This window comes from uncultured Cyclobacterium sp. (genome assembly GCF_963976465.1).
In the GTDB taxonomy this organism is placed as follows: domain Bacteria; phylum Bacteroidota; class Bacteroidia; order Cytophagales; family Cyclobacteriaceae; genus Cyclobacterium.
Map to the genome: position 1 here is coordinate 1 of NZ_CAXBOC010000197.1, position 9,019 is coordinate 9,019.

7 protein-coding genes and 2 pseudogenes are annotated in these 9,019 nt (G+C 39.1%); 7 read left to right on the forward strand and 2 right to left on the reverse strand.

Annotated features, from left to right (window positions below):
* Together AAC037_RS12310 and AAC037_RS12315 are read left to right on the forward strand one after the other, a co-directional pair.
* Positions 1-1,088: hypothetical protein (locus tag AAC037_RS12310; protein ID WP_339903280.1), on the forward strand; the 1,088-nt coding region annotated here is incomplete at its 5' end.
* 331 nt (positions 1,089-1,419) lie between these two features.
* Entirely contained in the window at positions 1,420-2,361 is a 942-nt protein-coding gene (locus AAC037_RS12315; protein ID WP_339903281.1) for a hypothetical protein, read from the forward strand.
* 123 nt (positions 2,362-2,484) lie between these two features.
* Here AAC037_RS12315 and AAC037_RS12320 read toward each other — a convergent pair.
* Positions 2,485-2,921 (reverse strand): annotated as a pseudogene (locus tag AAC037_RS12320) (hotdog domain-containing protein).
* A 102-nt stretch (positions 2,922-3,023) separates the two neighbouring features.
* Between AAC037_RS12320 and AAC037_RS12325 the strand changes: the two are divergent.
* Genes AAC037_RS12325 through AAC037_RS12335 form a run of 3 tightly spaced genes read left to right on the forward strand, consistent with a single transcriptional unit; the run spans position 3,024 to position 6,215 of the window.
* Positions 3,024-3,824 (forward strand): universal stress protein, encoded by an 801-nt coding sequence (locus AAC037_RS12325; RefSeq protein WP_303612704.1) that lies wholly within the window; start codon positions 3,024-3,026, stop codon positions 3,822-3,824.
* 3 nt (positions 3,825-3,827) lie between these two features.
* A complete protein-coding gene (locus AAC037_RS12330) occupies positions 3,828-4,805 on the forward strand; it encodes an NAD(P)H-quinone oxidoreductase (protein ID WP_339903282.1) in 978 nt (325 codons plus the stop codon).
* Positions 4,806-4,844: 39 nt separating this feature from the next.
* Positions 4,845-6,215, forward strand: a complete 1,371-nt coding sequence (locus tag AAC037_RS12335) for an amidohydrolase family protein (RefSeq protein WP_339903283.1) — start codon at positions 4,845-4,847, stop codon at positions 6,213-6,215.
* Between the two features lie 43 nt (positions 6,216-6,258).
* Here the strand turns inward: AAC037_RS12335 and AAC037_RS12340 are convergent, their stop codons facing one another.
* Positions 6,259-7,110, reverse strand: coding sequence for a TIM barrel protein (locus AAC037_RS12340; RefSeq protein ID WP_339903284.1), 852 nt, complete (start codon positions 7,108-7,110; stop codon positions 6,259-6,261).
* Positions 7,111-7,266: 156 nt separating this feature from the next.
* Here AAC037_RS12340 and AAC037_RS12345 point away from each other — a divergent pair, with 156 nt between their 5' ends.
* Together AAC037_RS12345 and AAC037_RS12350 are read left to right on the forward strand one after the other, a co-directional pair.
* On the forward strand, positions 7,267-8,028 hold the full coding sequence (locus AAC037_RS12345) for a creatininase family protein (protein WP_339903285.1): 762 nt from the start codon (positions 7,267-7,269) through the stop codon (positions 8,026-8,028).
* A 14-nt stretch (positions 8,029-8,042) separates the two neighbouring features.
* Positions 8,043-9,019: pseudogene (locus AAC037_RS12350) on the forward strand (M1 family peptidase); the annotation flags it as partial.

Sequence of the window (9,019 nt, forward strand, 5' to 3'; positions counted from 1 at the left end):
AGTTTTACCAGACCTTGAGCAACTTCTACAAAAAATTTGATGCAGAAAATAATATTTCACTGGTAGAAACCCCCGGAGGACACTCTTACCATCCAAAATCCAGAAAAGCCATTTTTTCATTTTTCCTTCAGCATTTAATGGGCAAAGAGGTTCCCGCTGAAGAAATAATGGATATAGAATCCAACAAAGAAAAATTGCTTCCTGCTGACAGCCTTAATGTTTATAATGGCACGCCCCCTCCTACAGACATTACCAAAACAATACAGCACTCCTTTATCAAAACCGCTAAAATACCGGATATCAATAGCCGAGAAGCCCTAAAAAACCATCAAAACAAGGTGAAAGAATACCTTAAATCGAGAACATTTGGGGCATTCCCCGATTCAGCAATTGACTTTAAGGGTAAAATGATTTATAGAACAGCCGACCTGGCCAAACATGGCAATAAAACCTACAGTTTCAACAGTGAAGAGGGCTGGGAACTCAAAGTAAATTTCTTTTACCGACAGCCTCAAGATGAGAAATCGCCTCTGCTCTTGGTACTAAGAACCCCGGGAGAGGAAAGATGGGAAAGTGAAGGCTATGCAAATAAAGTACCCGGAATACATAACATCGCCTATCTGGAAGTAAGAGGTGTGGGGGAAGCCGGCTGGGCTCCAGAGCTCAATTGGCATGTGAGGCGTTCAGCAGCTTGGCTAGGCAAAACCATTGCTTCCATGCAAATTTATGACACCATGCGGGCTTTGGAATTCTGTAGAACATTGCCTGAGGTAGCTACAAGTAAAATAAGCGTTCTTGGAAGGGATGGAATGGCTTCCATAGCCATGTATGCAGCATTGATGGATGAAAAATGTGAAGGTATTTACCTGAGCAATCCACCGGAAACGCATGACCAACCCAGCCCAAAAAATGGAAGGGATTTCGCTTTAGAATTATTGAATGTACTTCGGATTACCGACACCTATCAGCTTCCGGCCTTGATTCATCCAACAAAAACCTATTTTCTGGGTGAAATTCCGCCTGCTTACCACTGGTCAGACGCAGTATTAAAAGAGGCAGTAAACGAACAAATACACATTATTAACTGATGTAAAATTGGAAATCAAACTTTTGTAATTCAATGAAACCAATGGATGTAAATTCAAGGCTTCTTAATAACCTTAATTTTATACAATCACTGCCTGCCTCAATTCAAAATACATTTACCATCTATTAATATAAACTGTTCATTTATTTTGTTTTTTATTAAATATATTTAATTTTATAAGGACAAATCCAACATTACCTTTCCAGTTCAGTAATTGTCAACCATTGCTTAGTTGTAATTACGCTGATCAGATTGGTTATTATTGCGCCAACCAGCTACTGTACTTGCTAAAAAAGTCATTTACATCTTCAGGTTAAATAATAAATTGATCCATGAAAAAAGCACTTAAAGGATCCAGTTTCTTATTCTACTTTCTCACCATCGTTGTGTTTTTTATTTCGGGAGGACTCTTTTCAAATTACATGGAGGTAGGAAAAAATCAAGGACTAGCCGGTGGGGCCATCGTATTAGGCTATGCCCTCATGTATGCTTTCGGAGCCTTAATCGTAGCAATTGTATTGGCCGGTAGATTAAAGACTAAAATCATCATTTATGCCAATATTGTCCTCTTTATAATAATGACTTTATTCATTATTCTTGGCTACCTCCGCCATTTAGAAATCGAAGAAAACAAGGTTCCTGCCCAGCAAGAGCAATTCACACCCAAACCTACCGCCCCGGCCCAGCCCATTCACAATATACAATTTGAAAATGGAATGGGCCAGGGCTTCTTTAGCCCCAATTTTGCAGAAAATAACAAATTGTATTTTTATTCTCCTTCTGATCCAAGGGCTTGGAATGGTGTTGGAGAAGCTATAGACAGTTTGGTGTTTTATAAAAACCGGAATGGGCAATACGATATCCAATATGCTCCCCCCTATTTTTTTCCTGAAATAGTTAAAATGGATTATGAGTGGTTGATGATAAAGGTCATTATCTCCGGTAAATATACGCTGGAGGTTGAGATCAATCAAGAAACTGGGCAATCCGTACTTGTAGACAAATTTAGTGGCAACCTTATCTACTGGCCGGAATTTATTCTCAATACCAATAGTGTAGAAATTATGGAAGCGTTTCCACAAAAAGTATTGATTAAACCCTTAGAAAATGCTGCGGTAAACAGTATCTCATATGTTTTTTTGCAACCCATTGCTGTGCAGGGGGATTGGCTAAAGGTAAACCTGACTGACAAAGAATTCTTTAACCTTGGTCAAGGATGGATAAAATGGAAATCAAATGATAAATTGATTATTCGCTACAATTTATTCAGCTAATCCCACCAGATCAATTTCAAAGGCTCAGAAAGAAAATTCTTGATTTTACACAATAAAAAGAACACGATTTTGGAGGGAAGATGCTTATTATTTCTTCAATACCGAATTAAATCGTATGTAAAATTAAGGTTTTAACAGGCTTGCTTTGATATCCTTAATCCTGGATTGTAGGGTAGTTTCAGCCATGTTAACCTCATCTGTTGTAGCCAATAAGAAATCTTTGACCGCACCTTCATGGTCCTTAGACTTCCCATATTTCATATCCACATAACGCATGGTGGTCCACATCAATGTTTTCAGTTCCTCTTTATTATCATCAGTCATATAATACTCTACAATTACTGAATGGTGATCATGCCAAATCACCCTGCTCATGATTCTCACCCATTCTCCAACTCTGGCAGGCCTGACATAGGAAATACTATGATTATATACCACCCAGGCGGCCTGGTATTTACGGATAAAATCCATCATTTCCACCCCATACAATTTCGGCACCTGATGACTACCCTACTTTCTGTCTCTTTCGGATAGTGCTTGTCTTTATTATATTCGAACATAATTTTTGAGTTTGATACCTATATTCTTCAAAGATATATGATATAAATCATTGTGTAATTTAGATAAATATTCATTAATTTAAAGAAACTAAAAGGCCTAATATGAAGATACTTGTTCCAACTGACCTATCTGACAATGCTGACCAGGCACTAAATTTCGCAGTGGCCTATGCCCAGCAGCAATGTGCTACCATAACATTAATTTTTTCCTATTTTGCAGTATATGATTTCGCTGCAGAAGCTGTAAGAATGGCACAAACAATTGAGAACAATGCCAAAACTGAGTTAAATAAAATAATTAGCAAAGTAGGTAGGGAGGTAGAGATAGATTATAAAATTATTCAAGGCACAGTGGCCAATGCTATATTTTCTACGGCCAATAATGATGATTATGACCTGATCATTATGGGAACCCAAGGGGCCAGTGGGATTAAAAAAAACCTTATTGGTTCCAACACTGCTAAAGTTATCAAGGAAAGTAGCATTCCGGTAATTGCAGTACCTTTTGGTTCTTCATTTGAAAGCATTGAAAAAATTAAAGTTGCTGTAGATCTTCAACATGATAAAGAAGGCATTTTTAGGAAATTGATTAAACTCACTGAAACTTGGAACCTACCTTATGAAATTATTCATATAGAAAACAAACCTAATTTCAGTAAAAAAATCATTTTTAAAGGACTCGAATCCTACTTAACTGAAAATTTTCCTGATTGCGATTTTAGTTTTGAGATGCTTCAGGAAATAAATACTGACAAAGGGCTGGAAAATTATGTGAAAAACAAATCAGATAGCTTATTAGTGATGTTTTCGAAAGACCGGGGTTTTCTTGATTTTATTTTCAAACATAGCCACAGTGCAAAAATGGTCTATCATACACATATTCCTCTATTGGTTATCAAATAGCATATGAAAGCAGTAGTAATTACCGAAGCAGGTGCTCCGGATGTTTTAAAAATTAAAGAAAGAAGTAAACCTAAAATTGGAAAGAATGAAATTTTAATTAAAGTCCGGGCCATTGGAATCAACAGACCTGATATCGCTCAAAGAGAAGGAAAATACCCCGCTCCCGAAGGTGTCCCTAAGGATATTCCGGGACTGGAAGTTTCAGGATGGGTAGCCGAACTGGGTGAAGACGTTAAAACTTGGGAAATTGGGGATAAAATATGTGCCTTATTGGCAGGTGGTGGATATGCTGAGTATGTGGCTGCACCCAAAGAACAATGTCTAACGATTCCTGAGGGGCTGAGTCTGGAGGAAGCAGCTTCTCTTCCCGAAACCTTTTTTACCGTTTGGAACAATATTTTTCAAATAGGAAAATTCATCAAAGATGAAACCGTCCTTGTCCATGGTGGTAGCAGTGGGATTGGTGTTGCAGCCATTCAGATGGTAAAAGCCATGGATGGACAAGTGATTGCTACTGCAGGTTCTGAAGAAAAGTGTGAAACCTGCCTGGAGCTTGGAGCAAGCCTGGCTATCAATTACAAAAAGCAAGATTTTGAGACCAAAATCAAAGAGCACTTGGGATCCAAAAGAGTTGACATAGTCTTGGATATGGTAGGTGGTTCTTATACCATGAAAAATCTTCGCTTATTGAATAGAAAAGGAAGGTTGATCATGATCAATGCCATGGAAAATAGAATGGGAGAAGTGGATCTGCTTAGAATAATGACGCATCAGCTGGTAATAACCGGATCCACTTTAAGGCCTCAATCAAAGGAATACAAAGGGCATATTGCCACCCAGTTGATGGAAGAAATCTGGCCGTTATTTCCGGATAAAATAAAACCCGTTATCCATACAGCTTTCCCTATGGCAGAAGCTGCTGAAGCACACAGGTTATTAGAGAGTTCCAAGCATATTGGTAAAATTTTACTATTGGTTTAATGTCTCATTTATTTTCAGGTCAACCAAACCAACAAGATCATGAAAAATCATTTATTCATTTTTATTCTTATAGGAATCGCATTTAGTTGCACCGCAAAAAAAGCTAAACAAAGTTTAACGGCTGATCAGACAGTTTTTAGAGATGTAAACCTCGTAAATGTATCAACTGGAGCTATAAATAAAGCGCACGTAATCGTTAAAGGGAAAACGATTGAAAAAATCCTTTCTCCAGATGAAGAAGTTGATTTTGCCAAGGCGAAAGTAATTGAAGGAAAGGGAAATTACCTAACTCCGGGCTTAGCAGAAATGCACGCCCATATTCCGGACAAGCCCTGGGATGACCCTCTGGTGCAAGAAACATTGTTTTTATACCTGTCAAATGGTGTAACCACAATAAGAGGAATGCTAGGTAACGAAGCTCATCTTCCACTGAGGGAGAAAGCTGCCACTCAGGAAATCCTCTCTCCAAGAATCTTTACCTCCAGTCCTTCTTTAAATGAAAATACTGTAAGCACAACCGAGGAAGCAACCAAAAAAGTTAAAAATTATGCAGAATCAGGTTACGATTTTCTGAAACTTCACCCTGGCATCCGAAAGCATGTTTTTGACAGCATTGTGGCAGCAGCAAATAAATATGGGATCCCATTCGCCGGCCACGTCTCTAATTTAGTAGGTATCAGGCATGCCTTAAAAAATGGCTACCAGACCATAGATCATGTAGATGGTTTTATTGAAGGGCTGGTACCAAAAGAGGCAGGTGTAAATCCTACAGAGAATGGTTTCTTTGGTTACAATTTCACGGAATTGGCAGAGCCGAATACAATTGCTGAATTAGTAGCACTAAGTAAAGAAAACAAGGTTTGGGTAGTTCCTACACAAGCTTTGTTTGATCGTTGGTTCTCTCCAATTCCGGCCGAGGAATTGGTCGCTCAGGAAGAAATGCAATACATGAGCCCACAGACAAGGGAGAACTGGGTAAACAGCAAAAACAATTTGACTACCGGAGATAACTTTAATGAGGAAAAATGGAAGAAATTCAATCAAATCCGATATCAATTGATTAAAGCCTTGCAAGAAGATGGACACGGATTATTATTGGGTTCTGATGCTCCACAAGTATTCAATGTACCGGGATTTTCTATCCATCATGAAATAAATGGGATGCTAGCAGCGGGGTTAAGGCCATTGGAAATTTTACAAATCGGCACCTTAAACCCTGCAAAATATTTTAATGGCAATTTTGGAGCCATTAAAGAAGGAATGGAAGCCGATCTGATTTTACTTAAAGCAAATCCTTTAGAAGATTTAAACCGCTTAAAAAATCCTTTGGGCGTAATGGCTAGGGGGCAATGGATAAGTGAAGAAATGATCAAAGAGAAACTCAAGCAAATCGCCAAAAAAAACAAATAGCCCACTTAATGCGGGCTATTTGGGATAAAAATTAAGCTATAAATCAACCTAAAGTATCGACGATTCCACGGTAATACCCTACAGATTCTGCAATACCGGCCATTGGAGCTTTCATGTCTTTTTCATATTCCATGGCTAAATGTCCTTCATAATTGGTTTTGGCAAGCATTTTCACCACCCCTGGAATATCAATAACACCTCTTCCAAGCTCAACAGTTTTGCCATCAGCCTCTGCCTTAGAAACATTTTTCAAGTGCAAATCAAAGATGCGGCTTTTGTATTTTTTAATGTCTGCTACAGGATCGTGACCGTCACGCATATTGTGTCCAATATCAAAACACATCCCGATTCGATCATCCAAATCTTTTATATGGCTCATGATAACGGTGGCATTTGGATACAATTTATCTTCAGGACCATGATTATGTATGGCAAACCTAATATTGTATTCTTTTACTTTGCCATCCAAGTAAGGTAAATCTTCTATACTTGGAATACCTACAATCATATCTACGCCAACCTTTTTGGCATAATCAAACGCAATATCTAAGGCCTCTTGCGTTTTAGAATAGATAGGGCCTACTGCATAACCTTTTATGTTTGCATCTGCCAATTTCTGGTGAAAAGCTGCAATTTCTGCATCTGTACTTTCCAAAGGCAAATGAAAATCCTTAATACAAAGGTAGTTTACATCTACTTTTTGTATCATTTTTATGGTTTCATCAAGATCGAAATTTTTAAAAGTATAGCCCGCAAATGCCAATTTAAGATCTGATGGCTTGGCCAAAGTTGCAGGAGCTGCCTTTAGGTTAGATCCGGCTAGAACGACTCCTCCCATTGTTCCTAAGATACTTTTTTTGACAAAGTCTCTTCTATTGTTTTTTGTTTGTGACATGATAAGATGGTTTATTTTATTTTATTGTTTATTGGCAGCGTGACATTTTATTCCCGCAATATAAAGGGAAGTAAGGAATTTTAGGGATGGGAATTCTAAAAATTTATGGTTTATTTACATTTTTAGAAAATTTGCCTCATCCAAAACCTTTTATCAATGAGACCTTATATCCTGGCTGAAACGAACTGGAAAGCACTTAAAGAAGAAAAAATTGAGTTGGCGGTACTGCCTTGGGGGGCCACAGAAGCCCATAATTACCACCTGCCTTATGGAACAGATGTCTATGAAGCCGATGCCTTTGGAGCAGCTGCCGGAAAGATTGCTTGGGAAGCCGGTGCGAAAGTGATGATACTGCCAACCATACCTTTTGGCGTAAACACGGGACAATCAGACATCTATCTGGACATGAACCTAAACCCAAGCACACAACTGGCAATCTTGAAAGATCTTGTTACGGTTTTACATCGGCAAGGTATTCCTAAACTGCTTATTTTAAACAGTCACGGCGGCAATGATTTTAAAACCATACTGAGAGAAATAGGCCTGTTATTTCCTGATATGTTCTTCAGCACCTGCAATTGGTTTCAGGCCATGGACAAACCCAAGTATTTCGAACATATGGGAGACCATGCAGACGAAATGGAAACCAGCCTGATTATGCATTTGCATAGTCATTTGGTTTTGCCTCTCGAAGAAGCCGGTGACGGAAAAGACAAGAAATCAAAAGTAAAAGCCATTCGAGAAGGCTGGGCATGGGCAGAAAGAAAGTGGTCCATGGTCACGGAAGATACTGGAATTGGAAACCCTAAAGCGAGTACACCGGAAAAAGGCGAACGTTTCCTTAAAGATACTAGTGAGAAAATTGCCGAATTAATGATTGACCTGGCCAAGTTGGATATCAATGACAGGTACGAATAAACCCGTAACAATTAATGAAAAAACCTTTGCGAACAATAACCTATGGCCTAGGCCTGCTTTTTTTAACCATGTTGTCCATAAGCTCAGGCATGGCACAACATACAAAACAATCTTATTCCAGACAGGACAGCTTGCGTGGGAGTATCACTCCTGAGAGAGAATGGTGGGATCTGATTTATTATCACCTCGACATCGAGGTCAAGCCCAAACAAAAGTCCATTGAAGGAAGCAATACCATTTATTATAAGGTATTGAAGCCCGGGAAGGTAATGCAAATAGACTTGCAGCAGCCAATGAAAATAAAGGGTTTTTCCCAAAATGGCAAAGCGCTGGATTTTAAAAAAGAAGGTAATGCCTATTTTGTCACCATTGAAGCGAATCAAGAAGTAGGAGATTTGCATTTTCTGGAAGTTAACTACAGTGGGTCGCCAAGGATTAGTCCTAATCCACCCTGGGAAGGCGGCCTGACTTGGGAAGAAGACAAAAAGGGAAAACCTTTTATCGCCAATTCCAACCAAGGGGATGGGGCAAGCCTTTGGTGGCCATGTAAGGACCACATGTACGACGAACCTGACAGTATGCTCATCAGTGTAAAAGTACCCGATCCGCTTATGAATGTATCCAATGGAAGGCTTCGAGAAATAGAGAAACACAAGGATGGGAAAAGTACTTACCATTGGTTTGTAAGCAATCCGATTGCCAATTATGGGGTAAACCTAAGCATAGCAGATTATGCACATTTTTCAGAAATGTATCAGGGTGAAAAAGGGCCATTAAGCCTGGATTATTATGTACTCAAGGAAAACCTCGAAAAAGCAAAGGTCCAATTTAGGGATGCGCCAAGGCTGATGAGGGCCTTCGAACACTGGTTTGGCCCCTACCCTTTTTATGAAGACGGTTTTAAGCTGATTGAAGTCCCCTATCTGGGCATGGAACACCAATCTGCTGTCACCTATGGCAATGGCTATTCCAATGGCTATAAGGGCAAGGA

Bases quoted from the DNA above. Each gene is read 5' to 3' on its own strand.
- AAC037_RS12315 (WP_339903281.1), top strand. From the start codon at position 1,420: ATGAAAAAAGCACTTAAAGGATCCAGTTTCTTATTCTACTTTCTCACC.
- AAC037_RS12325 (WP_303612704.1), top strand. From the start codon at position 3,024: ATGAAGATACTTGTTCCAACTGACCTATCTGACAATGCTGACCAGGCA.
- AAC037_RS12330 (WP_339903282.1), top strand. From the start codon at position 3,828: ATGAAAGCAGTAGTAATTACCGAAGCAGGTGCTCCGGATGTTTTAAAA.
- AAC037_RS12335 (WP_339903283.1), top strand. From the start codon at position 4,845: ATGAAAAATCATTTATTCATTTTTATTCTTATAGGAATCGCATTTAGT.
- AAC037_RS12340 (WP_339903284.1), bottom strand. From the start codon at position 7,110: ATGTCACAAACAAAAAACAATAGAAGAGACTTTGTCAAAAAAAGTATC.
- AAC037_RS12345 (WP_339903285.1), top strand. From the start codon at position 7,267: ATGAGACCTTATATCCTGGCTGAAACGAACTGGAAAGCACTTAAAGAA.